This window comes from Paracoccus aminovorans, assembly GCF_001546115.1.
Classification (GTDB): Bacteria; Pseudomonadota; Alphaproteobacteria; order Rhodobacterales; family Rhodobacteraceae; genus Paracoccus; species Paracoccus aminovorans_B.
Genome location: NZ_KQ955210.1, coordinates 123,905 through 147,289 on the forward strand (window position 1 = coordinate 123,905; position 23,385 = coordinate 147,289).

The following is a 23,385-nucleotide window of genomic DNA, read 5'->3' on the forward strand; positions in this document are numbered from 1 at the left end:
CCGCGCCTTTCGTCGTGGGATCGGCGGGTCAGACCGCCAGCTTGCCGTCGAGGTCGTTGCCCGAGGTCAGGCCGCAGTCGATCGGCGCCGTGCTGCGGCGGCGACGGATCGGGGTGGCCGGGGCGCTGAGCTGTTCGTCGATGAAGTCCAGCACCAGCGGGCGGATGTTCAGCCGCCAGCTCTTGCCGGCGAAGATGCCGTAATGGCCGGCGCCGGGTTCCAGATGCTGCTGCTTCTTCGCGTCCGGCACGCCCGAGCACAGTGCCAGCGCCGCGACGCATTGGCCGGGGGCCGAGATGTCGTCATTGGCGCCCTCGATGGTCATGACCGCGACATCGGTGATCCGGGACAGGTCGACCGCCTGGCCGTTCACGGTAAAGCGGTTCTGCGCGATTTCCAGCCCCTTGAAGATGCGCTCGACGGTCGAGAGGTAGAATTCCGCCGTCATGTCCATCACGGCCAGGTATTCGTCGTAGAACTTGTAGTGCTTGTCGCCCTCGGAGCCCTCGCCGCGCGCCTCGGCGAAGATCTTGTCGATGAAGGCCTTGGCATGGGTTTCGGCGTTCATCGCGATGAAGGAGCTGAGCTGTGCCAGGCCCGGATAGACCATGCGCCCGGCGCCGCGATACTTGAAGCCGACCTGCTGGATCATCAGGTAGTCGAGCTCGCCCATGGTCATGCGGTTGCCGAAGTCGGTGACCTCGGTCGCGGCGGCGTCGGGGTCGATGGGACCGCCGATCAGGATCAGTGAACGCGGCTGGGCCTTGGGCTCTTGTTCCGCCAGCAGCGCGGTCGCGGCCAGGGCCAGCGGCGCCGGCTGGCAGACCGCGATCACGTTCACGTCCGGCCCGAGGTGGCGGATGAAGTCGACCAGGTATTGGGTGTAATCCTCGATGTCGAACTTGCCGCAGCTGACCGGAATGTCACGGGCATTGTGCCAATCCGTCACATAGACTTCGCAGTCTGGAAGCAGTGATGTGACGGTGGTGCGAAGGAGGGTGGCGTAGTGCCCGGACATTGGAGCGACCAGCAGGACCTTGCGGGCCATCGGCTCGCGCCGGGCGACGCGGAAATGCACCAGGTCGCCGAAGGGCCGCTCGACCACCGGCTCGACATAGACGACGTGGTCCTGGCCGTCCTCGGAGACGATGGGCGGGATTTCCCAGTCCGGCTTGATGACCATGCGGGCGAAGCTGCGCTCCGCGACCCGGCCCCAGGCGGACATCAGCTTGAACATCGGGTTCGGGATCATCGCGAAGGCCGGATAGGACGACAGCGCCCGCGCGCTGGCCCCCATCCATTCATTGGTGTTGCGGATCGTCTCCATCGCGTCGTAGGAGATGATGCCCCTCAGTCCCTTGTAAGTCGCCATCGCTACCAGTTCTCCGTTGAATGCGCCGGATTCGGCCTGGCCGGGAAAGGTCACGGCTTTACCTGCGGTATGTGCTAGGCATAATGCTTTTACGTTTAGGGGAGGATTGTCAATTATGGCGGGCAAGGACGAAAAACCGGACGCGGGCACGGATGCCAAGGCTGCCGGGGCCGAGGGAAAACCCCGTTCCGGCGCCGCGAAGACCCGCGCATCGACCAAGACGGTGAGCCTGGCCACGGAAGCCGCCCCGGTCCCGGGCGATTCGGCCCCCGCCAAGCCGAAGCCGGCGCGCAGCGGGGCGGCCAAGACGGCCGCGAAAACCGAAGCCGCCAAGACCGAAGCCGCCAAGACCGAAGCCGCCGCCGCGCCCGCCGGCAAGCCGACCGTGAAACCGGCCGCGGCCAAGGCTGCGGCCGCGAAGTCCACCCCGCGCAACGCCGCCGCCCGCGCCCGTGCCGCCGTGCGCAGCGACACCCGCACCGGAACCCGCCGCAAGCCCACCGCCAAGGTCGCCAAGGCCGATGCCGCGACGCTGAGCGCCGCCGACGAGGCGCTGCGGCCGCTCGGCGCGACCGGCCCGGCCCCGGCCGCCGAGGCGGCCCCCGCCCGGGCGCCGGCCGCCGGGGCCGCTGTCCGGCCCGCCGCCGGCGCCTCGGACTCCGCCGCCGCCCGCCCGGGCAATCCCGCCACCGTGGCCTTTGCCGAGGCCGCCTTCGGCAGCGCCAGCCGGCTGCCGGGGCAACTGACCGCCAATATCGAGCGCATCGAATCGCTGACCCAGCGCCTGATCGGCGCCCTGTCGCAGCGCAAGGCGCATAGCCCCGGCGTCGAGATGCCCGGCCCCGACCTGTTCGCGACCGCCACCTCGGCCTGGATGAAGCTGCTGGCCGAACAGCCCGAGCGGGTGATGGGCCAGCAGGTCAGCTATTGGGGCGAGACCCTGCGCCATTTCGCCGAGGCCCAGGCCGCGCTGGCCCGCGGCACGCTGGTGCCGCCGGCCGACGAAGGGCCGCGCGACCGCCGCTTTGCCAATCCGCTGTGGGAGGCGCATCCCTTCTTCAACTTCATCAAGCGCCAGTACCAGATTAACGCCCAGGCCCTGACCGAGGCGGCAAGCGCGCTCGACCTGCCACAGATGACCGACCGCCGCCGGGTCGAATGGTTCACTCGGCAGATGATCGACATGATGGCGCCGACGAACTTCCTGGCGACCAACCCCGACGCGCTGGAAAAGGCCGTGGCGACCGAGGGCGAAAGCCTGGTGCGCGGGCTCGAGAACCTGGTGCGCGACGTCGAGAACCACAGCGGCGAGCTGATCGTCTCGCTGGCCGACCGCGACGCCTTCCGGGTGGGCGAGAACATCGGCACCTCTGCCGGCACCGTGGTCGCGCGCACCAAGCTCTATGAACTGATCCAGTACAAGCCGACCACCGAAAGCGTGCACGAGATCCCGCTGGTGATCTTTCCGCCTTGGATCAACAAGTTCTACATCATGGACCTGAAGCCGCAGAACAGCCTGATCAAATGGGTGGTCGATCAGGGCTATACGCTGTTCGTGGTGGCCTGGAAGAACCCCGATCCCAGCTATGGCGACACCGGGATGGACGATTATGTCTCGTCCTATCTGGAAATCATGGACCGGGTGCTGGACCTGACCGACCAGAAAAAGCTGAACGTGGTCGGCTATTGCATCGCCGGCACCACCCTGGCGCTGACGCTGTCGCTGCTGAAGCAGCGCGGCGACAACCGGGTGAACTCGGCCACCTTCTTCACCACGCTGACCGATTTCGCCGAGCAAGGCGAATTCACCGCCTATCTGCAGGACGATTTCGTCACCGGCATCGAGGAAGAGGCCGGGCGGACCGGCGTGCTCAGCGCGCAGCTGATGACGCGCACCTTCAGCTTCCTGCGCGCCAACGACCTGGTCTGGGGCCCGGCGATCCGCAGCTACATGCTGGGCGAGACGCCGCCGGCCTTCGACCTGCTGTTCTGGAACGGCGACGGCACCAACCTGCCGGGCCGCATGGCGGTGGAATACCTGCGCGGCCTGTGCCAGCAAAACCGCTTCGTCGGCGATGGGTTCGAGCTGATGGGCCACAAGCTGCACATCAGCCAGGTCGAGGTGCCGCTCTGCGCCATCGCCTGCGAGACCGACCATATCGCTCCCTGGCGCGACAGCTGGCGCGGCATCGCGCAGATGGGGTCCAGGGACAAGCGCTTCATCCTGTCGGAATCGGGCCATATCGCCGGCATCATCAACCCGCCCAGCAAGAAGAAATACGGCCATTACACCTCGGACGCCGGCTTCGAGGGCGGCGAGCAGGCCTGGCGCGACCAGGCCCAGTATCACGAGGGCAGCTGGTGGGGCCGCTGGGGCGAATGGCTGGCCCAGCACGCCGGCCGCATGGTCGAGGCGCGCGAGCCCGGCGAGGGTTTCGGCCCGGCGCCCGGCATCTATGTCCACGAGCGGGCCTGAGGAAATTTCTGCACCGCAGCGAAAATAATCTTGCAATGCTGCGGTGCAGAAAGTATATGAGGGGACAGAACAATCAACCGGTGCCCAAGCTTCGCGCCGATCTAGGAGAGAGCAAATGGCCAAGACCCCCGATTTCACCAAGACCATGCAAGAAATGATGTCGAAACTGCCGATCGACACCTCGTCCTTCCAGGACGCCTTCAAGTCGCAGACCGCGCTGGGCGAGAAGATGGCGAAAGTCGCCCTGGCCGCTGCCGAGCGTTCGACCGAGATCTCGTCGCAGTGGGCGAAAGACACCATCGCCCGCCTGGGCGAACTGACCGCCTCGAAGGAAGAGCCGGCCGAATACGCGAAAGCCGTCAGCGACTTCGCTTCGGCCGCCGCCGAGATGGCTGCCGAGCACATGGCCGCCTTTGCCGAAGTGGCGAAGAAAGTGCAGATGGACACCGTCGATCTGATGCTGACCGCCGGCAAGGACCTGGCTTCCGACGCCCAGAAAGCCGCCGAGAAGGCCACCCGCGAGACGCAAGCCGCGGTGAAGAAAGCCACCGCCGCCGCGACCTCGACCAACCCGACCGTCGCCAAGGTCTGATCCCGGTCTGGCCGCGTTCGAAAAGGGGGCAGGTTCTGCCCCCTTTTTCATGTCCGCGCGGGGCCTCTCGCGGCGCGGCATGGCGATTTTCTTTGCATTTCCGCGGGCCATTTCCCATCATGCTGCAAATGCATTGCCGGAGGAGCCATGGCTGAGGCCGAGAACACGACCCCGCTGCTGATCAAGCGCTATGCGAGCCGCCGCCTCTACAACACCGAGACCAGCGACTACGTCACGCTGGACGACATCGCGGGCTTCATCCGCGCCGGCCGCCAGGTGCGCATCGTCGACCTGAAGACCGGCGACGACCTGACCCGGCAATACCTGTTGCAGATCATCGCCGAGCATGAGGGAAGGGGCGAAAGCGTGCTGCCGATCGACGTGCTGGTCGACCTGGTGCGCAGCTACACGACCCAGGCGCAATCCGTCGTGCCGCAATTCCTGGCCGCCAGCTTCGAGATGCTGCGCGAGGGCCAGTCGAAGATGATGGAAAACCTGTCCACCTTCCCGAACCCGATGTCCTCGATGCCGGGTTTCGAGGCCTTGCAGCGCCAGCAGCAGCTGTTCCTGAAGGCGATGGCCTCGGGCTGGAGTACCGCCGGCAGCAGCGGCCCGTCGCTGGATGACGACGCGGCGCCGGGCAAGGCCGGCAAGAAGGTCGGCGAGGGCGAGGACATGGCCGAGATCCGCCGGCAACTGGCGGAATTGCAGAAGAAGATTTCCCGGCTGTGAAGCCTTGCGGAAGCCGGCCCGTCGCGCTAGACGAGCCGCCACGGACGGTTGGCCGAGTGGTCGAAGGCGCACGCCTGGAAAGTGTGTAGGCGGGGAACCGTCTCGAGGGTTCGAATCCCTCACCGTCCGCCACTTGCCCCCGCGAAAGCGTTCTCCCGATCCGGCTGCGGCCGGATTTTCTCGTTGTTTTCGAGGGTTATGCGGGCGGGGCTGACCACCGGTGCCGACGCCAGGTGGCCCGGAAGCCGTCTCTCAGGGTCAATATTCTCCGGACCTCTCGACCGCGCAATTTCGGTGCAAAGCCTGTAAGTGCATGGATAGAAAGGGTTACTTTCCGGCCGCAGTTCTGCACTTCGATCTTGGGACCTTTCGCGAGAAGGGTCATAAATCGAACTGGTGCCAGCTCCAGGGGGACCGTCGTCGCCTCAGCTCCCGGTAAGCTGAGGAACGGGTAATTCGTTCAGCTCCCGCCGGGCTTCAGGCCAACTCGGATAATGCTCAGAAAGCAGAGCAAAGAACCGGGGGCTGTGCGTCGGCTCGGAAATATGGACCATCTCGTGAACGATTACATACTCCAGTAAGTCGCGCGGTTTCTTCACGAGTTCAGTGTTCAACCGAATAGTGCCTGCCTTCGAGTTGCAGCTTCCCCACTTGGTTGTCATCCGCTGCAAGAAGTAGCGGTGGACCTTAACGCCGATGCGGCTTTCCCATTTGTCGATGATGGGCGGGACTGCGCCATGAAGTAGCTTCAGATGCCAAGCGTGAATCACCTTGGCGCGTCCGTCGCGGGAAGTTCCGGGGCGGACCTGGAGATGGATCGTGCGGTGGTCTAGTTTTACCTCAGGCTTGGCGTCGAGCTCCGTCACACGGAGAAGATGGCGTCGTCCCCAAAGGTAGTGGGTCTCGCGACCGACGAATGAACGTGGGGCTTCCCTCGCCTGCGAGCGAAGCTGCTCTTGCTGCTGCCGGATCCATCCAATTCTTGTGATCGCGTATGCGCGCGCAACATCGATCCTGGTCGAAGTAGGTGTTACAAGCGTGACGCGTCCGTCCGGCGGGTGGACCGACAGGTGGACGTTCTTGACGTCCTTCCGGGTCACGCTGATTGTGATGTCTCCAATTTCGATGGACTCTCCCATCAATACCCCTGTTGGTTCTTGATGATCTCGAACATCGCGAGGGTTGCATCTCGATCTCGGTTGAAGAGCGGGAAGAGCACGTTCTTGACCTCCCGCTCGCGAACTGGGTCACCCTTCCAGCCGGCAGGGGCGTGTTCGCGGATGGCCCGGTCGATTTCGAGGGCGAGCTCCGCCCTTTGTTCCTCATCGGCAGGACAGGTGAACTTGTCAGCAGTCAGACTTTGGAGGTTGTTGAACACTACCGTAGCCTCACGATTTCCGTGGAGCCCGGCTGGCAAGTCTGGACCTGCTTCGCGCGCCGCCAGCTTTCGAACCAGCTCTTCCGCTTTTTTCAGAAACGCCTCGTAGGCTTCCGCACTATCGCGGCTCTGTTTGATTAAATCCTCAAGGAGTTTGGACATCTCATCGTAGAAGCGCGGGTCCGTGAGCTGATCACGAATAATAGTCTTTCGGATATTGTTTATGATGCCCTCTGCGACAGCCTTCTTTGACAGCTTGCCCTTCTCGTTGAGTTGTTTGGCAATGGCGTCGTGGATGCCAGTTTCGATGATGGCTTGCGTTAGCGAAACGTTCGACAGTGCACCAAGCGTCTGCGCTGGGTCCGCTTGAATATAGGTGTTCAGCAGGTGCCGCATGTCCGCTTCATACGGCTTGATGTCGAGTTCTTCTCCCGAGTGCCTTTTTATTGCGGCGCGGAGGTCGGTGTAGAAGTCAATTTCCTGCTGGATGTCCGTCTGCTCAGACGGGGTATACCCGGCTTCATCTAGATTCTGCGCAATCGCTGCATAAGCGCGGACAAAGGAGGCGACGGTCTTGTAGAATGAGACCCTGAGTGCCTCAGTCTCGCTCAAGGCGTTCGGGTCTCCGGCATCGCCACAGAAGTATCGCAAGAACTGCTCGATCTCCCTCGGAGGTGCCACTGGCGCACACAGGTAGTGAAGCGCTTCCCGCGCCGCGTCCAGGCGCGCCTTACCTTCCTCGAGCCAATTCTTGATCTCGACGTTGTTTTCTCCGCCGCTCCCTTCATCAACATCCAGCTCATCCGAGCTGTAGACCGCGATCGCGTGCTGTACGTCGCCGAACAGCTCCTTGAAGTCGACGATGTGGCCGTAATCCTTGTCGTCGCCATCGAGCCGGTTGGTCCGACAGATCGCCTGGAACAACGTGTGGTCCCGCAGCTTGTCGTCGAGGTAGATGTAACTGCAACTCGGCGCGTCGAAGCCGGTGAGCAGCTTGGATACCACGATCAGCAGCTTCATGTTCGCGGGTTCTTCGATGAAGCGCCGCTTGACCTCGGTCTCATAGGCTGTCGTGCTCTGGCCGCCCTTCAGCACGAATTTCGTGTAGGTGTCGTACTTGTACCGCTCGTCGCTGTTGGCGGGCTCCCTCGAGATCGCATTGTGGTTCGGCTCGAACGACGTGACGATTCCCACATGCGGCCCGAGCCGGGTGCTCTGGAATTCGCGATAGAATTCGCAGGCGTCGCGGATCGAGGAGGCTACCAGGATTGCGGTGCCTCGGTCGTCGCTCAGCCGCGGCTTCAGATCGAAGTCCTGCACGATCTCCGCGACGATCCGGCGTTTCCGTTCTGTCGCGCTGAGCAGCTCCTCCATGTTGGCCCAGCGTTTCCGCAGTACTGCCTTCTGGAAGTTGTTGAGGTTCCTGGTCTTCTTCTCGAACCAAGCGTCGATTGCTGCCGGGCTCGTCATGCGCTGCGGCACGTCGCGCGCCTCGTATTTCAGGTCGAGCACGACCTTATCCCGGACCGCTTCCTGAAACTTGTAGGTGTGGATGTAGGTGCCGAAGACCTCGCGCGTGGTCTCGCGGTCCTTGCGCAGCAACGGGGTGCCCGTAAAGCCGATGAAGATCGCGCCCTCGAGCCAGCGCTTCATCTGCTTGTTCATGTCGCCGCCCTGGGTGCGGTGGCACTCGTCCACGAACACGTAGAAGCGGCCGGTGACGCGCGGGGGCGGCCCCTTAAGCTCCGTCGTGTCGAACTTGTGGATCAGCGCGCAGATCAGTCGGGGCGAAGGCGCGCCCAGCCAGCTCACGAACTCGTCGCGGCGCGTCACCCGAGGCGATGGCGCATCGGCGCCAACGACGCCCGCGTTGCGCATCACGCCCTCGATCTGCTTGTCGAGCTCGTCGCGGTCGGTGATGACCAGCACACGGGCATCCGGCTCGCGTTCGAGAATCCATTTGGCCAGCAGCACCATCAGGATGCTCTTGCCAGACCCCTGGGTGTGCCAGATGACGCCGCCCTCGCGCTTGGCCAGCCGCTCCTGCGCCAGCTTCACGCCCACGAATTGGTGTTGCCGGGGTACTTTCTTGATGCCCGCGTCGAAGATCACGAAGTTCCGGATCTGATCGAGCAGCCGGTCCTTGCGCAGCATTTGCGCAACGGGGCGGTCGAGAAGCGCACCGGCCACCAAATCGCCAGTCGGCGGCACCTCGTCGCGCCATTCGACGAACAGCGTTTCAGGCGTTCCGACCGTGCCGTAGCGCAGGCCCTGTGCATCGCTTCCTGCCAGCAGAAGCTGCGCGGTGGCGAAGAACGGGGCGTTGAAAATCTCGTCCTGGTTGGAAATCAGTTGCCGGATGCCGTCGCCGATTTCGACCGACGAACGTTTCAGCTCGATCACCGCGACGGCGAGGCCGTTGAGGTAGACGACCAGATCGGGGCGCCGTTCGTGGCCGCCCTTCAGCGTCACCTCTTCGGCGAGGGCGAAGTCGTTGGCGGCGGGGTTGTCCCAGTTGATCAGGTGCACGGTCTTGTGCGGGGCGGCGACCGAGGTCTGCACGTCAACGCCATAGCGCAGCAGCGTGTAGGTGCGCAGGTTGGCCTGATAGAGCGTGGTGCCGGTCACCTCGATCGCCTGCATCAGGCGCGTCAGGGCGGCGTTGATCTCGTCGTCGGAATAGCCGCGGGCGGAGAGGTTGGCGCGCAGCAGGTCAGGCTCGACACAGCGGTTGCCCGGACGGCCCGACCAGTCGCCGAGGTGCCGGTAGCCGAGACCGCCCTTGTCCTCTGGCGTGGTGATGTGGGCCGCAAGTCGGTCCTGCGTGACGCGCTCGCTACGGGGGCGTTCAGGCATGCGCCACCTCCAACGCGTCCAACGCCTCTCCTTGAACCGGCAGGCGCACGCGGCCGGTCAGCAAGGCCTGCATCATCCCCTGCTTGAGCGCTCGGGTCTTCTCGAGACGAGTCTTCAACGTGGCAATCTCTAGATCAAAATCTTCGATTGTCTTCACAATCGCTACTTGCTCCGCCTTCTCTGGCATAGGGATTGCGACCTTCATCAAAGCCTTTTTTGATATGTTGTATCTGGTAGAGCCTTGTGCCAATTCCTTGACTAGACGGCGGCCAGCATCACAACGCAAGTAGTGCACCAAGAAACGGCCATCTTGCTCACGTGGGTCAATTAGACGGAAGCCAAAGCAGAAGCTATTCAAGTACAGTTCGGCATGATCTTCATCCATGAAAGCGCACAGCGCCACCTCTTCCGGCGTTTCTGAGGATCCATTAAACAGGATATCCCCTTTCAATACGCGATTCTGTTTTTCTGTTGGGCGAATGTGGACTAAGTCGAACGATGAAGGTTCGATAATTGAAGCCCCAACCACGCCCATGAATGTCACATAGCGCGCTTGACCAAGCCCGAAATCGGTCTTGGTCTTGCCAGTGAGGCCGCCATAGGTGCGACCAATCTCGCCAATCATCTTCTCCTCCCATGGAGAACTGAAGCCTGGCAGTCGGGTCTTGCCTGTCACCAAGCGCTGCATTGCGCCTGTACGAAGGTCACGCTTCTTAGCGATCAGCTCAGCTAAGCGCGCAATCGAGATATCAATATCTAAGAGCGCTTGCGCTATGGCTCGCTGCTCGGCCACTGGCGGAACCGCCAGGATGGCAGCGGACAGCGAACGGCCGTTGGTCAAGGCCCGCGTCGTGTAGGTCGCCCGCGCAACGACTTGTCGGCGAAAGTACCGTGGCGAGAAGCAGTAGGCTTTGAACAGATCGTCAAGCCTGTCGCCCGTAGGTCGCGCGCGCAGGACGAACCCGCTGAATACGGTGTCCTCCGCCGGATCGAGCATCGCCGCAGCAACGCCAATCTCCTCAACGGTTTCAGACGTGCGGGTAAAGAACACGTCGCCCTTCCGCACCTCGAAGGCTTCCAGCTCGGACTTGGAAACGTCGACCCGCCCCTCGACCCGGTCAAGACGCAAGCCTGGATGCCGAAACACATCCATGTAGTTCACGATGGGCGTGCCATAACCGAAATACTTCTTCGCCTTGTTCAGCCCGTTCTTGAACGTGAACAGGTCACCCAAGGGCACCGCGTCCCAGTCCTCGGGGATCGGGCCAATCTCGGTTTGCTTGTAACCGGGTCTCAGGTCCATGCGGCCCCCATCGCCTTCAGATGGGTTGCGACACGGGCGGCAAGCAGATCGACCTCTTCTTCCAGCTTGGGCAGCGGCATGGCATACCGCTCGGCCAGCCCCTTGACCCGGGTGGACAGGGCTTGCGCCACATGCGCGACCTCATCGGTAACGCGGCCCTCGATGGTGTCGAGCCACTTGTCCGCGACCACCAGCGTCTTGGCCTCGTCCTCGGTCAGCGTGCCATAGCGGTCGTGCACCATTTTCCACAGGGCATCGTCCGCCGCCTTGCGCTTCTTCTTCGTGGCGTCGAGCGCGGTCATCCCCTTCTGGTAGGCCTCAAGCGCTTCCCGTTCATCGGCCATGTCCGGGTCGCGGCCGATCTCCTTCAGCCGGGCCTTCAGCGCCTTGACGGTGATCTTCTGCTTGTCGCCTTCGCCCTCGATCACCTCGGCCAGTAGCCCGTCCTCGCCCGCGCCCTCTTCAAGCTTTTCGGCAAGGTCCTGTTCCAGTTCCGCGATCTGCACGTCGAACGCATCAATCTCGGCCTGCTCGGCCGCGAAGAACCGCGCCACCATCAGGCGGGCCGGAATGAGGTCCGAAGTGAACCGCCGCCGCCCGAGGACGTAATCGCCCGGCTCCGGCCAGGCGAGCTTGCCGTCCTTGTTCTTGCGCTTGACGATCTCGCGCGGCTTGGCGCCGGCGACCCATCCGGTGGCCGCGATGACATAGGAATCGTCCTGCAGCGCCTCGGCCCAGTAGTCCATCAGATGCTGGTATACGTCATAGGGGTCGACCAGCGGCACCTTGCGGAAGGCTTCGAGCAGGTCCTCGGAAATGGTTTCGATCAGCTCCTTCGGCTGATCGCCGGGAGCGAAGGCCCGGCAGGCAGCATCCGTCCTGCCCCGCCAAGCGGCGAAGGTTCCCGCGGCTGCGGCGGTGAATGTACGGAATTCCTCATGCTCCTCGATACCAGCCTTCACCTCGGCGATCGGGCGGGTCAGCGACAGGTAACCGGGCCTCAGGTCTTCGAAGAGTTCACCGCGCAGCGACGGCATGACCTTCCACCAGCCTTCCAGCGCGTCGATGTCCCGTTTCGGGATGCCGCCCTGCAGATGCGCGTCGATGTCGTGGATATCCTCGGGCTCCGAGGTGTCGATGTAGCGCGCCAGGTTGAGGTTGAACGCGTTGCGCGGGTCGGCGATTTCGTCAAAGGGCACCATGCGGGCATAGCCCGGCGCGTCCGCGCCCTTGCGGTAGGTGTCGACGATGCGGTGGATGTCCTGCTCGCGCAGGCGGTTCTTGGCGCCGTCCTTGCGGAACCCCTTGGACGCGTCGATCATGAAGATCCCGCGCCGGGCGGTGGCATTTTCCTTGTCGAGAACGACGATGCAAGCCGGGATGCCCGTGCCAAAGAACAGGTTTGGCGGCAGACCGATGATCGCCTTGAGATAACCGGACTTGATCAGCGCCTCGCGGAGGTCGGCCTCGGCATTGCCACGGAACAGCACGCCATGGGGAAGAATGCAGGCGGCCTTACCGCTGCTTTTCATGGTGCGGATGATGTGCAGCAGATAGGCGTAGTCGCCCTGTTTTTTGGGCGGAGCGCCCCATTCGAACCGCTTATGCTTGTCCGTAATGGCGCCCTTTTCGTCATAGCTGAAGCCAGTGCTCCATGCCTTGTCCGAGAACGGCGGATTGGCGACGACGTAGTCGTATGTCCGCAGGCGCTCCCCCTCGAGGAACTTGGGGGTCGTCAGGGTGTTGCCCGCCACGATCTTTGCCGTCGGGAAGTCGTGCAGGATCATGTTCATGCGGGCGAGACCGGCGGTGGTCACGTCCTTTTCCTGGCCTTCGAGCGTGATCCGCTTGCCCGCCTCGGCCGCAACCTTGAGGAGCAGAGAGCCCGATCCGCATGTGGGGTCATATGCGGTGGTTCCAGCAACGGTGTTCTTCGGCGAGATACCGATCACCTTGGCGATGATCCGGCTGACCTCCGACGGGGTGTAGAACTGCCCCTTGCTCTTGCCGCTTTCGGTCGCGAAATGGCGCATGAGGTATTCATAGGCGTCGCCCAGAATATCGTCATGGTCCGCTCGGTTCTTCGCGAAATTCAGATCCGGGCTCGAGAAAATGGAAATCAGACGACCAAGCCGGTCAACACGGTCATTGCCTTCACCAAGTTTGTTCGGATCGTTGAAGTCGGGAAAATCTGTTCGCGCCAGCATCTCGTTGGCATCAACGAGCGGCTGAATCACCTGCGTATTGATCAGATCCCCAATATTCGGATTTCCCGTAAGGGCCGCCATGTCACTGAAGCTCGCGCCCTTCGGAATGATGATTGGTGGCTCGAGATCATCGCTGTCCCCATATTTGTCAGAGACATATTTGATAAACAGCATGAACAGGACATAGTCTTTGTATTGACTCGCATCCATTCCGCCGCGGAGCTCGTCGCATGATGCCCAGAGCGAGGAATAAAGATCTGATTTCTTGACTGCCATTTCGTCTTTTCGGCCCCATGTCGTCGAAGAAGGCCATGAGGGCTCTTCGGGTTGATTGTGATTTTCCGGGCCAGAGTAGCGATCGAGGGGGCCGCCTTCCAGCGCCAACTGCCATGGAGTGCCAGTGGCTTACGTTGCGAGAACGCTGTGGCGGCTACGAATGATTGCGGTCGAGCTCGATTGCCGCGCCTTGGCTCATCCACTCCACCGGGAACGGCTCCAGCACCCGCGCCAGTGTCACCTCCGGCCGCTGCCTTCCGTCCAGAATCGCCTCAACGATGTCTGGCGCCAGCAGGGTCAGGCGCAGGACCCGGGCCATGTAAGTGAAGGCGATCCCTTCCTTCTCAGCCAGCTCGGAAATCGACGCGAACTCGCCCGACTCCAGCATCCGCTTCCAGCGGAACGCGCGGGCCAACGCCTTAACCACCGTGTTGTCCGTCCGCCGCGGTTGCGTGGCGCCCTCGGGCATCTGCATCTCCTTCCGCCCGCCACGCTTCACGATCCTGAATGGGACGTGGAGAGTAACCGTCTCCGGGATCGGAGCACCGCGGGTCATGCTGCCGCCTCGATGCCACCGGCCAGCATCACGCGGGCGAGGCCGCCGAGCCCGTCGACGCGCAGGCGGACGTTGAGCCCGTCAGAGCCGATGTCCACGCGCTCAACCATCAGCGCCACGATGCGCGCCTGCTCGGCGGGGAAGAGTTCCTCCCACAGCGGGTCGATCTGCTGCAAGGCCACGCGAGCCTCGGCCTCAGTAATGGCGGTGGCATGGGCGCAGGCGGCCTTCCACGTGCCCGCCACGATCTCGGGCTGGCGGAAGACGGCGCGCAGCTGGTCGATGACGGCGGCCTCGATCTCGCCCGCGGGCACGCGGCCGACGGGACACGATCCGGCACCATGCTTCAGTACCGTCTGGCTGACATAGTAGCGGTAGAGCTTGCCGCCCTTTCGGGTGTGGGTCGGCGAGAACGCCGCGCCATCTGGGCCGAACAGCAGCCCCTTCAGCAGCGCGGGCGTGTCGGAGCGGGTGCGGGCGGCGCGCTTGCGTGGGCTCTCCTGCAGGATGGCGTGGACGCGGTCCCACATCTCGCGGTCGACGATGGCGTCGTGCTCGCCGGGATAGCTCTCGCCCTTGTGGACCGCCTCGCCGATGTAGGCGCGGTTGCTCAGCATCCGGTAGATGTATTTCTTGTCGATCCGATTGCCGCGCGGCGTCCGGATGCCGCGCGCGCCGACCTCTCGCGCCAGCTCCGTGCAGGACCCGATCTCGAGGAAGCGCGCGAAGATCCAGCGCACATGCGCGACGGCTTCTTCGTCGATGACCAGCTTTCGGTTCTCGACGCGGTATCCATAGGGCGGCACCCCACCCATCCACATGCCCTTTTTCCGGCTGGCGGCGACCTTGTCGCGGATGCGCTCGGCCGTCACCTCGCGCTCGAACTGGGCGAAGGACAGCAGGATGTTCAGCGTCAGCCGACCCATGGACGTGGTCGTGTTGAACGACTGGGTGACGGAGACGAAAGTCACGCCGTTCCGGTCGAACACCTCGACCAGCTTGGCGAAGTCGGCCAGCGAGCGGCTCAGGCGGTCGATCTTGTAGACCACGACGACATCGACCAGCCCGTCCTCGATGTCTTCCAGAAGTCGCTTGAGGCCGGGCCGTTCCAGCGTCCCGCCCGAGATGCCGCCGTCGTCATACTGATCGCGGACCAGCACCCAGCCTTCCGACCGCTGGCTGGCGATGTAGGCTTCGCATGCCTCGCGCTGGGCGTGGAGCGAGTTGAACTCCTGCTCCAGCCCTTCCTCGGAGGATTTCCGAGTGTAGACAGCACACCGCAGCTTGCGGACGACCTTCGATTTTTCAGGCGGCTTCGTCATGTCCGCCCCCTGTGGTTCTTGAGGCCGAAGAACACCCAGCCGTTCCAGCGCGTGCCGGTGATGGCACGCGCGATGGCGGACAGCGACTTGAAGGGCCGCCCTTGCCATTCGAAGCCGTCGGCGGTGACGGTGACGATCTGTTCGACGCCCTGCCACTCGCGCAGCAGCCGTGTGCCGGTGATCGGGCGGTCGCGATCGGCGCGGATGCCGCGCTTCCTCTTGTCCCCGCCGTCCAGTTCCTCGCCTAGCCGTTCCAGCCGCCGGATTGTCTCGGGCTTCAGCCCGCCATAGGCCAGTTCCTGGATGCGATAGGCGATGCGGCTTTCGAGATAGCGGCGGTTGAACGGCGGCGGCTCGCTGTCGAACAACTCGCGCCACTGCTTCTTCAGCTCCTGCGTCGTGGCGGTCTTCAGCGCGGCCAGGCGCGCGGGGATGGGATCGTGGGTCGTCATGCAGTTCTCCGGTGAGTTGGAGTTGCATGACGGCATTGGTCGGGCGGATAGTGTAGGTAACTTTCTCCAGTATCGTCAGATACTTCGCCCTTCTCCCGCATGCGCAACCGAACAAGCCCGAGCGCCAACAGGCCGCAGAGCTCGGCGCGGCGCTCGGCGGGCGTCATGTGGTCGGGAGGGAGCGGGTTCGGGCGTTTCATGTCTCGGTGGCTATGCTCGGTGGTGTCGTTACCGATCAAAAGCCACCCAGCCGCCCGGGACAGGACATCTCAGAAGAACGGAATGCAGAAATGCGAACAGGGAGAGAACATCAGGGCTTGCCGATCACGGATATGTCCATGATTATCGTGGGTTGAATTAATCGAGAGCAGTTGTTCATTGAGGTGAGTTCATGGCGCGGAGGAAGAGCGAATTCGGACCGAACCTCGGGAGTATCCTTCAGGGCGCCCCCGCTGCGCTGGTCCGGCAGTTTCTCGCCAGCTTCAAACGGCCCGACGACACTCTTCTCGCTCCGCCGGAAATCACTGAGGGCACGACCGATGATCAGGGCAAGGCAGCGCTGAGTGCGTACCTGCGTTCGGAGGACAAGGAAATCATCGGGCTACTTGAGGGCATCGCTGGCGCTCTGCTCGACATGGGCCAGGACAAGGGAGCGACCTCACTCGAAACGGTTGCGGGCCAACGGCTGCAGAATGTCGACTACGACCAGTATGAGTCCCAGCCTGACCTGCTGTGCAAGAGCATCTGGATGCGCACGGTCTTCCCGATGCACTTCCACGACGCCCAGAGCTTCTATGCCGCGCGGCGCTATCGAGAACGGCGGACGTACTACACATGCTGCGAAGTGGACTTCGACCACGCTTCTGTTGCCGACACAGACGGAATTCCTGACGAGAAGCTCTGTGACGCTGTTCAGGAAGCTCTGGGACTGAAGGGCAAGGTCACCGCGTCCGTCCTCGAATTGCCCGAGACCGCCAACTACCCGCCGTCCTTCATGGTCGCCCTGCGCCATCCCGGGCCCCTGTCGAGCATCGACAATCATCGCGAGGAAGGGGGCTGGACCGTCCATTACTACAGGCCCTCGCATGAGGCTGTCCTGATCTACACACCCCAGCTGAAGAAAATCGAGGTCGCGTCTGCCAGCAGCGACGTTCGCGAAAAGACCTCTAAGGTCTTCGCGGAGGTCGTTCTAGGGCGCCCGCCGTCGGCCAAGCCGTTGACCCGCCGGGAATTCAACCTCGAACGCTTCAGGTCTTCCTTCGATCTGGATTGTCCGGATCTCGAGGACGTCGAGATCACGATGGCGGCGGTAGTCGAGGCCGAGGTCCGCCTCGGCTCGTGGGGCCGAAGACTGAACATCAAGGTGACCATAAAGGACAAGATGGAGGACGTTGTCCGGAAATACGTCTCCAATTCAGCCAACCTGATCCGGAGTTTCGGCTTCACAAAAATCGCCATCGCAATTGGTTACACCCGTCGATCGGACGGAAAGGAGGGAACCTTCCGGGTCTCGATCTCGGATGGCAGCAGTTCGGACGTGCAGAGCATGCGCGATCCGTTCCTTCGGGACCTCGGGTTCCGACTGCTCGAACACTGGGGTCTTACGCAGAACCTGCGGACACTCACCGATCAGGAACGGGCGCAGTGGTTCGGCTTTCTTCTGTCGCTGTACGACCTGCCCGGCGACACTGTTGCAGGTGCGTTCTTCAACTCCGCGGGCGTCGATCCAGCGCGCCTGGTCAGTGCGAGATTGATTGCCCGCAAAGGGCGGCAGGTGATTGGGCTCGCCGAGGATGACGATGAGGTTGTCGAAGTTGAGCAGCAAACGGGTCCGGAGCCAGGGACGGTTCGACAAGCCGGTTCCTTTGGAGAGGCGGATGGATTGCGTCTCGACACCAATGCGATCGAGTACGGGATCGATCGAGCATGGCTCGCCGAAACCATCCTCAAGGCGATAGCTGGCTCTCTCGGCATCAGGAACATCGAAACCATCAACGAGTTCCTCGTCTCGCTTGGGCCGATGGCACTAGGTGAGCGAAAGGTCCCACTTTACCTGGCGCGCCGCCTTGCCGATCTGAAAGCCCGCGAGAGTGTGGAGACTGCGCTTCGGTCGCGGCATACAGCGGGCCCCGGTCTCGTACTCGCCGTTTCCGATGAGCCGCCGCAATTCCTCGGGCCGAACGTCGTTATCGCGCTGCGCGACCTGCTGCTGAACGACGGAAGCCTCGGCGATCTGGACCGAGAGGAAATGGCCCGGCGCTTCGAGGCAAACCGAACGCTGGCGACCTCTGCGCAAGTCGCTCAGGTTGTGCGACACACGCCTCGCTCTGCGACGCTCATCATCCCTGGTCTCGAGCCGCTCACGCTCGACGGCGTGGGCCAGATCCAACTCTTCGAAAGCCTTGTTGAAGCGGCGACCGATGGCACAGGCCAGCGGCTGACCAAGGTCCTGATGGACGGGATGGGGTCCGACAATCCCAGACAGCTGTTCTCTTCCGGCGCATGGGCGAAGGCGCATCCGACTTACATCCGGCACGGCTCGAGCAATCGCTATTGGCGTCTCGGCGAGGCGACCGACACCGCGTGATCTAGAGTTCATCTAGGGTTTCGGGCGGGACGGTCTAACAAACCGCTGATTATTGGAAGGGCTCCACATCAGAGGAGCACTTCCATGCCGACTCCCTTCCCCTCGCGCCAGGCAGCCCAGACGAGCTGGTCCGGCGCCGCGACAACCAAGCACTCCACTCACAACTCGGAATGGCGCTGCACGCGCTGCGACAAGCTGCTCGGCGTCTGCCGGGACGGCCGCATGCACCTGCGCTTCGCGCGGGGGCACGAGTATCTCGTGGGCTTCCCGGTGCAGGCCACCTGCCGCGGCTGCGGCTCGCTGAACAACGCGACCGCACCCGCGCGCTGACGCGCGCATTCACCCAACCCCCTGAAATCGCAGAGACGCGCGACGTCCTGACCTGGCCACGAGAAGGCGCCGGACGCCTGGCCGCAAGGCAGGCGTCCGATGTCCTTTGCGTGGCACGAGATCCGTGATCACCTCATGCATTCATCCTCCAACCTTCACTTCCAGCGCAGTTTCGACGCCGTCAGGCGCGCGCAGGCCGCCCTCGCTCCGTTCCGGGATCCGGCGGCGCTGCTGGACGGGCTGCATCGCAAGACCGGCGATCAGGGCCAGAAGAACCTGATCCTCGTCGCTCTCGTCAGGGCAGCGCAGAGCGACGGGCCCGCGTCCAACTGCGCCCTGACGCTGCTGTTGCTGGCACTCTGGCCCGGCCTCGACGCCATCCGGCGCCGGTCGCTCTGGCGCAGGATCGGCACCGCCGACGAGGTCGCGTCCGATGTTCTGGCGCGCACCACCGAGGCTGTCCGCAGCCTCGACCTCGGTCGCGTCAACTGGATCGCGGCCACGGTCCTCCGGAATGTCGAGCGCGACATGATCCGAGTGCGCCAGCGCGACCAGGCACGCGAACATCTCACCAGCGGAGCAGACCCCGACGAGGTGGCGCACAGCGGCGACAGCGGGATCGGCGCCGCCGGGTACGCGCGGCTGAGCGACGCCGTTCGGAAGCTGCTCGGCGACGACGCGCTGCTGGTGATCCGCGTGGCGATCGAGGGTTTCTCGCAAGCCGAGGTCGCCGTCGAACTGGGCCTGACCGAGGCTGCCGCCCGCAAGCGGTACCAGCGCGCCATGCGCCGGTTGCACGACGCCCTCGAAGAAATCCCCTGAGCCGATGTCCCGATCCGGTCCCGCCGGTGGCTTTTTCCATTCGAGCGCCCCGAGCGCCTTCCCTCCAACCGAAAGCAGACACGCATGAACCGCACTGCCGATCTGTCGCTCGAGGATTTCAGGCGTCTTCCGGGGCTCTATCGCCGCTGGGAGCTGACCGAGGTCTGCGAGCCAAACCGCAACTATCAGATCGAGGACGCTGGCGCCCATGCCGACGGGACGCCGCTGCTGGCGATCTACGTCGCCGAGCCCGCGCCCGACGTCCGCGAGGCCGCGTGATGCGCCTCCTCGATCACCTCATCCCACGGAGAACCGCCATGCCGGATCAGCCGGACGACATCACCCGTCTTCGCGCGGCGAACTACGCCCTTGAAGACCTCCCCGAAACCATCGCCTTCCCACAGCGCCCCGGTGACGAGCCGCGCGAGCCGCTGCCGGTCGTCGAGGCGACCGTCGACGAGATCGCCTTCGCGATCGTGGAAGCGGAGCGCGAGAGCACAGTCGCCTACCGCCGCGCAGACGCGCTGAAGCGGCTCTACAAGCTCGCCCGCGAGGCAGGGTGCATCGGCGCAGATCGCGCCGCCGCTGCAGTAATGAAAAAGGAGGGCCAGTGATGGCCCTTCCCATCATCGGCGCCGACGAACGGCTCGCGCAACGCAAGGGCATCAAGGGCGTCATCTTCGGCCGGTCCGGGATCGGCAAGACCAGCCTGCTTTGGACGCTTAACGCCTCGACCACGCTCTTCCTCGACCTCGAGGCCGGGGATCTGGCGGTCGAGGGGCTGGAGATCGACACGCTCCGGCCGCGCACCTGGAAGGAATGCCGCGACTTCGCGGTGTTTATCGGCGGGCCGAACCCGGCGCTGCGCGAGGACCAGCCCTACAGCCAGGCGCATTTCGACGAGGTCTGCGGCCGCTACGGCGATCCGGCGGTGATCGGGAAGTACGAGACCGTCTTCATCGACTCGATCACCGTGGCCGGGCGGCTCTGCTTCCAGTGGTGCCGCGGCCAGCCCGAGGCGTTCTCCGAGAAAACCGGGAAGCCCGACATCCGCGGCGCCTACGGGCTGCATGGCCGCGAGATGATCGGCTGGTTGACCCACCTGCAGCACACGCGCGGAAAGCATGTCTGGTTCGTCGGCATCCTCGACGAGCGGCTCGACGACTTCAATCGCAAGGTGTTCCAGCCGCAGATCGACGGCTCGAAGACCGGACTCGAGCTGCCCGGGATCGTCGATCAGGTCATCACCATGGCCGACATCCCGGACCCGGGTGGCCAGCCGCAGCGCGCCTTCGTTTGCCAGACGCTGAACCCCTGGGGCTTTCCGGCCAAGGACCGTTCGGGCCGCCTCGACAGGGTCGAGGCCCCGCATCTCGGCCGGCTGATGGAGAAGATCCAGCGCCCTGCGGTGCCAGCCTCCGAGCGTCTCACCTGGCCGCCGGTGACCCCGGCCGATCCCGCGCCCGCGCCCGCGCCGGAGCCCGGCCATGGTTGAGCGCCTCTCACCATGCCCGGTGTCCCGATCCGGTCGCCGGGGTGGCTTTTCCCCTCTGACGCCACTGCGCGTCCCATCCTCCAACTGAAAGGAGCCGCGCAATGTCCGGACCCTGGAACGACTTCAACTCCGCGCAATCCAACACCAACGTCATCCCGAAGGGCACGCTCGCCAAGGTGCGCCTGACGCTCCGCCCGGGCGGCTTCGACGACCCCTCGCAGGGCTGGACCGGCGGCTGGGCGCGCCGCGCCACCACCGGCGCCGTCTATCTCGACGCCGAATACACGGTGCTCGAGGGGCCCTATGCCCGGCGCAAGGTCTGGTCGCTGATCGGCCTCTACAGCCCGAAGGGCCCGGACTGGGCCAACATGGGGCGCGGCCTGATCCGCGGCATCCTCAACTCGGCGCGCGGCGTGTCGGACAAGGACAACTCGCCCGAGGCGCAGGCGCGCCGCCGCATCAACGGCTTCGGCGATCTCGACGGCGCCGAGTTCGTCGCCCGCATCGACATCGGCACCGACACCAACGGCGAGGACAAGAACGAGATCCGCGCCGCGGTCACCCCCGACCATCGCGACTACGCCGCGCTGATGGGCACGATCGCGCCGCAGTTCGCCGCCGCCCCGGCGCAGGGCCATGCCCCGCAGCAGCCCACCACGGCCACCCAGCCCAGCCAGCCCGCGTCCGCCCCCGGCGCCGCCGGTCGGCCGAGCTGGGCGCAGTAAGGGGGAGACCGGCCATGCGCCTGCGCCCCCGCCAGAAGACCTTCGTCGAGCGCAGCGTGGCTGCGCTCGCTTCCCGCGGCAACACGCTGGGCGTGGCGCCCACCGGTGCGGGCAAGACCATCATGCTCTCGGCGGTCACCGGCGAGATGATTGCCGACGGTGCCAAGGCCTGCGTGCTGGCCCATCGCGACGAGCTGACGGCGCAGAACCGCGCCAAGTTCCAGCGCGTGGTGCCGGGCGTCGCCACATCGGTCATTGACGCCACCGAGAAGTCCTGGAACGGTCAGGTCGCCTTCGCCATGGTGCCGACGTTGGCGCGGGCCTCGAATCTGGCCGACATGCCGCGCATCGACCTGCTGGTTGTCGACGAGGCGCACCATGCCGTCGCCGACAGCTACCGCCGCATCATCGACCGGGTGCGCGAGGCCAATCCCGACGCCCGCATCTTCGGGGTCACGGCGACGCCGAACCGGGGCGACAGGAAGGGCCTGCGCGAGGTCTTCGACAACGTGGCCGATCAGGTTCGGCTGGGCGAGTTGATCGCCTCGGGCCACCTGGTGCCGCCGCGCACCTTCGTCATCGACGTCGGCGTGCAGGACGAGCTGCGTTCTGTCCGCAAGACCATGTCGGATTTCGACATGGCGGAGGTGGCGGGCATCATGGACCGCGCCCCCGTCACCGACGAGGTGATCCGCCACTGGAAGGAGAAGGCGTGCGACCGGCAGACCGTGGTGTTCTGCTCCACAGTCGCCCATGCCGAACATGTCACCGAAGCGTTCAGGGCAGCGGGCGTTTCCGCAGCGCTGATCCACGGCGATCTCGCGGCCGAGACCCGCAAGGCGATCCTCGCCGACTACGCGGCGGGCATTATCCGCGTCGTCGTCAACGTCGCGGTGCTGACCGAGGGCTGGGATCACCCGCCCACGTCCTGCGTCGTGCTGCTGCGGCCCAGCTCCTACAAGTCCACGATGATCCAGATGGTCGGGCGCGGGCTGCGCACCGTCGACCCCGAGGAACACCCCGGCATGGTCAAGACCGACTGCATTGTCCTCGACTTCGGCACCTCGAGCCTCATCCACGGCACATTGGAGCAGGATGTCGATCTCGACGGCAAGACGGAGACCGGCGAGGCACCCACCAAGACCTGTCCGGCCTGCGAGGCGGAGATCCCGCTGGCCGCCACCGAATGCCCGCTCTGCGGCGAGGTTTTCCCGCGGGAGGACGAAGAGGCCGGTGAAGGCGGCGGTGCCGCGCCGCTGTCGGGCTTCATGATGACCGAGATCGACCTGCTGAAGCGGTCCAGCTTCGCGTGGGTCGACCTCTACGGCACGGACGACGCGCTGATGGCCACGGGCTTCGCGGCCTGGGGCGGCATCTTCTGGCTGGACGGGGTCTGGTACGCAATCGGCGGGGCCAAAGGCGAACGCCCGCATCTGCTCGGCGTCGGCGAGCGCACCGTCTGCCTCGCGCAGGCCGACGACTGGCTGAACACCCATGAGACCGACGAGAGCGCCTTCAAGACCCGCTCCTGGCTGCGACAGCCGCCGACCGAAAAGCAGCTGCAGTACCTGCCGCCCGAGTTCCGCCATGACTTCGGCCTGACGCGCTACCGCGCCTCCGCGCTGATGACCTTCGGCTTCAACAAGCGCGCCATCCGGCAGCTGATCGACACGGCCGCCGGGCCCGAACGGAGGGCGGCATGATCCATGACCGCCTTCACATCCATCAAGGCCGAGGACCGGCGGCGGCTCTGGCATCCGCGTGGAACACTCTGTGCTGTCTGCCGGCAACCCACCCGTGGCTTTGGCTGGTTCGATCCGCACCGAATGAGGCGGCCCCGGCCATCGGTCTGGTTCTGCTCGATGCCCTGCCAGTCCTTCTGGACGCGCTTGGCGCGGGAGCGT

General features: G+C 64.3%; 19 protein-coding genes and 1 tRNA gene. 12 read left to right on the forward strand and 8 right to left on the reverse strand.

The annotated features are described in order from the left end of the window. Window positions 1–28: 28 nt before the first annotated feature. Window positions 29–1,372 carry a polyhydroxyalkanoate depolymerase gene (gene phaZ, locus ASV56_RS18390; RefSeq protein WP_062563777.1) on the reverse strand — a complete coding sequence of 448 codons (1,344 nt, stop codon included), beginning with the start codon at window positions 1,370–1,372 and terminating at the stop codon, window positions 29–31. 115 nt (window positions 1,373–1,487) lie between these two features. Here phaZ and phaC point away from each other — a divergent pair, with 115 nt between their 5' ends. The 4 genes from phaC to ASV56_RS18410 all read left to right on the forward strand — a co-directional run bounded on the left by phaC (window position 1,488) and on the right by ASV56_RS18410 (window position 5,304). Beyond that, entirely contained in the window at window positions 1,488–3,848 is a 2,361-nt protein-coding gene (gene phaC / locus ASV56_RS18395; RefSeq protein ID WP_082724927.1) for a class I poly(R)-hydroxyalkanoic acid synthase, read from the forward strand. A 115-nt stretch (window positions 3,849–3,963) separates the two neighbouring features. Further along, window positions 3,964–4,440, forward strand: coding sequence for a phasin family protein (locus ASV56_RS18400; protein ID WP_017998347.1), 477 nt, complete (start codon window positions 3,964–3,966; stop codon window positions 4,438–4,440). A 147-nt stretch (window positions 4,441–4,587) separates the two neighbouring features. Then, window positions 4,588–5,172: a polyhydroxyalkanoate synthesis repressor PhaR gene (phaR, locus tag ASV56_RS18405; RefSeq protein ID WP_062563461.1), complete on the forward strand. Its 585-nt coding sequence runs from the start codon at window positions 4,588–4,590 to the stop codon at window positions 5,170–5,172. 42 nt (window positions 5,173–5,214) lie between these two features. Continuing rightward, window positions 5,215–5,304, forward strand: a tRNA-Ser gene (locus ASV56_RS18410). Window positions 5,305–5,597: 293 nt separating this feature from the next. Here the strand turns inward: ASV56_RS18410 and ASV56_RS18415 are convergent. The 7 genes from ASV56_RS18415 to ASV56_RS18445 form a co-directional block, all read right to left on the reverse strand. Continuing rightward, window positions 5,598–6,311: a M48 family metallopeptidase gene (locus ASV56_RS18415; protein WP_062563462.1), complete on the reverse strand. Its 714-nt coding sequence runs from the start codon at window positions 6,309–6,311 to the stop codon at window positions 5,598–5,600. After that, a complete protein-coding gene (locus ASV56_RS18420; protein ID WP_062563463.1) occupies window positions 6,311–9,406 on the reverse strand; it encodes a type I restriction endonuclease subunit R in 3,096 nt (1,031 codons plus the stop codon). The genes ASV56_RS18415 and ASV56_RS18420 overlap by 1 nt, the downstream gene beginning before the upstream one ends. Continuing rightward, a complete protein-coding gene (locus ASV56_RS18425; protein ID WP_062563464.1) occupies window positions 9,399–10,709 on the reverse strand; it encodes a restriction endonuclease subunit S in 1,311 nt (436 codons plus the stop codon). The genes ASV56_RS18420 and ASV56_RS18425 overlap by 8 nt, the downstream gene beginning before the upstream one ends. After that, a complete protein-coding gene (locus tag ASV56_RS18430; protein ID WP_062563465.1) occupies window positions 10,700–13,192 on the reverse strand; it encodes a type I restriction-modification system subunit M in 2,493 nt (830 codons plus the stop codon). The genes ASV56_RS18425 and ASV56_RS18430 overlap by 10 nt, the downstream gene beginning before the upstream one ends. A 154-nt stretch (window positions 13,193–13,346) precedes the next feature. Continuing rightward, on the reverse strand, window positions 13,347–13,661 hold the full coding sequence (locus tag ASV56_RS18435; RefSeq protein WP_437435928.1) for a hypothetical protein: 315 nt from the start codon (window positions 13,659–13,661) through the stop codon (window positions 13,347–13,349). 83 nt (window positions 13,662–13,744) lie between these two features. Next, entirely contained in the window at window positions 13,745–15,070 is a 1,326-nt protein-coding gene (locus ASV56_RS18440; protein ID WP_062563467.1) for a recombinase family protein, read from the reverse strand. Beyond that, a complete protein-coding gene (locus tag ASV56_RS18445; protein ID WP_062563468.1) occupies window positions 15,067–15,522 on the reverse strand; it encodes a DUF2924 domain-containing protein in 456 nt (151 codons plus the stop codon). The genes ASV56_RS18440 and ASV56_RS18445 overlap by 4 nt, the downstream gene beginning before the upstream one ends. 391 nt (window positions 15,523–15,913) lie before the next feature. Here ASV56_RS18445 and ASV56_RS18450 point away from each other — a divergent pair, with 391 nt between their 5' ends. The 8 genes from ASV56_RS18450 to ASV56_RS18485 all read left to right on the forward strand — a co-directional run bounded on the left by ASV56_RS18450 (window position 15,914) and on the right by ASV56_RS18485 (window position 23,184). Beyond that, window positions 15,914–18,109: a hypothetical protein gene (locus tag ASV56_RS18450; RefSeq protein WP_062563469.1), complete on the forward strand. Its 2,196-nt coding sequence runs from the start codon at window positions 15,914–15,916 to the stop codon at window positions 18,107–18,109. Between the two features lie 84 nt (window positions 18,110–18,193). After that, on the forward strand, window positions 18,194–18,439 hold the full coding sequence (locus tag ASV56_RS18455; RefSeq protein WP_062563470.1) for a hypothetical protein: 246 nt from the start codon (window positions 18,194–18,196) through the stop codon (window positions 18,437–18,439). Between the two features lie 99 nt (window positions 18,440–18,538). Then, window positions 18,539–19,261 (forward strand): RNA polymerase sigma factor, encoded by a 723-nt coding sequence (locus ASV56_RS18460; RefSeq protein WP_062563471.1) that lies wholly within the window; start codon window positions 18,539–18,541, stop codon window positions 19,259–19,261. A gap of 84 nt (window positions 19,262–19,345) precedes the next feature. Next, entirely contained in the window at window positions 19,346–19,540 is a 195-nt protein-coding gene (locus ASV56_RS18465) for a hypothetical protein (RefSeq protein WP_018303655.1), read from the forward strand. Window positions 19,541–19,578: 38 nt separating this feature from the next. After that, window positions 19,579–19,875 carry a hypothetical protein gene (locus ASV56_RS18470; protein WP_156429244.1) on the forward strand — a complete coding sequence of 99 codons (297 nt, stop codon included), beginning with the start codon at window positions 19,579–19,581 and terminating at the stop codon, window positions 19,873–19,875. Then, the gene (locus ASV56_RS18475) at window positions 19,875–20,756 is read left to right on the forward strand and encodes an ATP-binding protein (RefSeq protein WP_062563473.1); all 882 of its coding nucleotides are present in this window, start codon (window positions 19,875–19,877) and stop codon (window positions 20,754–20,756) included. The genes ASV56_RS18470 and ASV56_RS18475 overlap by 1 nt, the downstream gene beginning before the upstream one ends. Before the next feature lie 101 nt (window positions 20,757–20,857). After that, entirely contained in the window at window positions 20,858–21,481 is a 624-nt protein-coding gene (locus ASV56_RS18480) for a hypothetical protein (protein ID WP_062563474.1), read from the forward strand. A gap of 14 nt (window positions 21,482–21,495) precedes the next feature. Next, window positions 21,496–23,184, forward strand: a complete 1,689-nt coding sequence (locus ASV56_RS18485) for a DEAD/DEAH box helicase (protein WP_062563475.1) — start codon at window positions 21,496–21,498, stop codon at window positions 23,182–23,184. The last annotated feature ends 201 nt before the right edge of the window (window positions 23,185–23,385 follow it).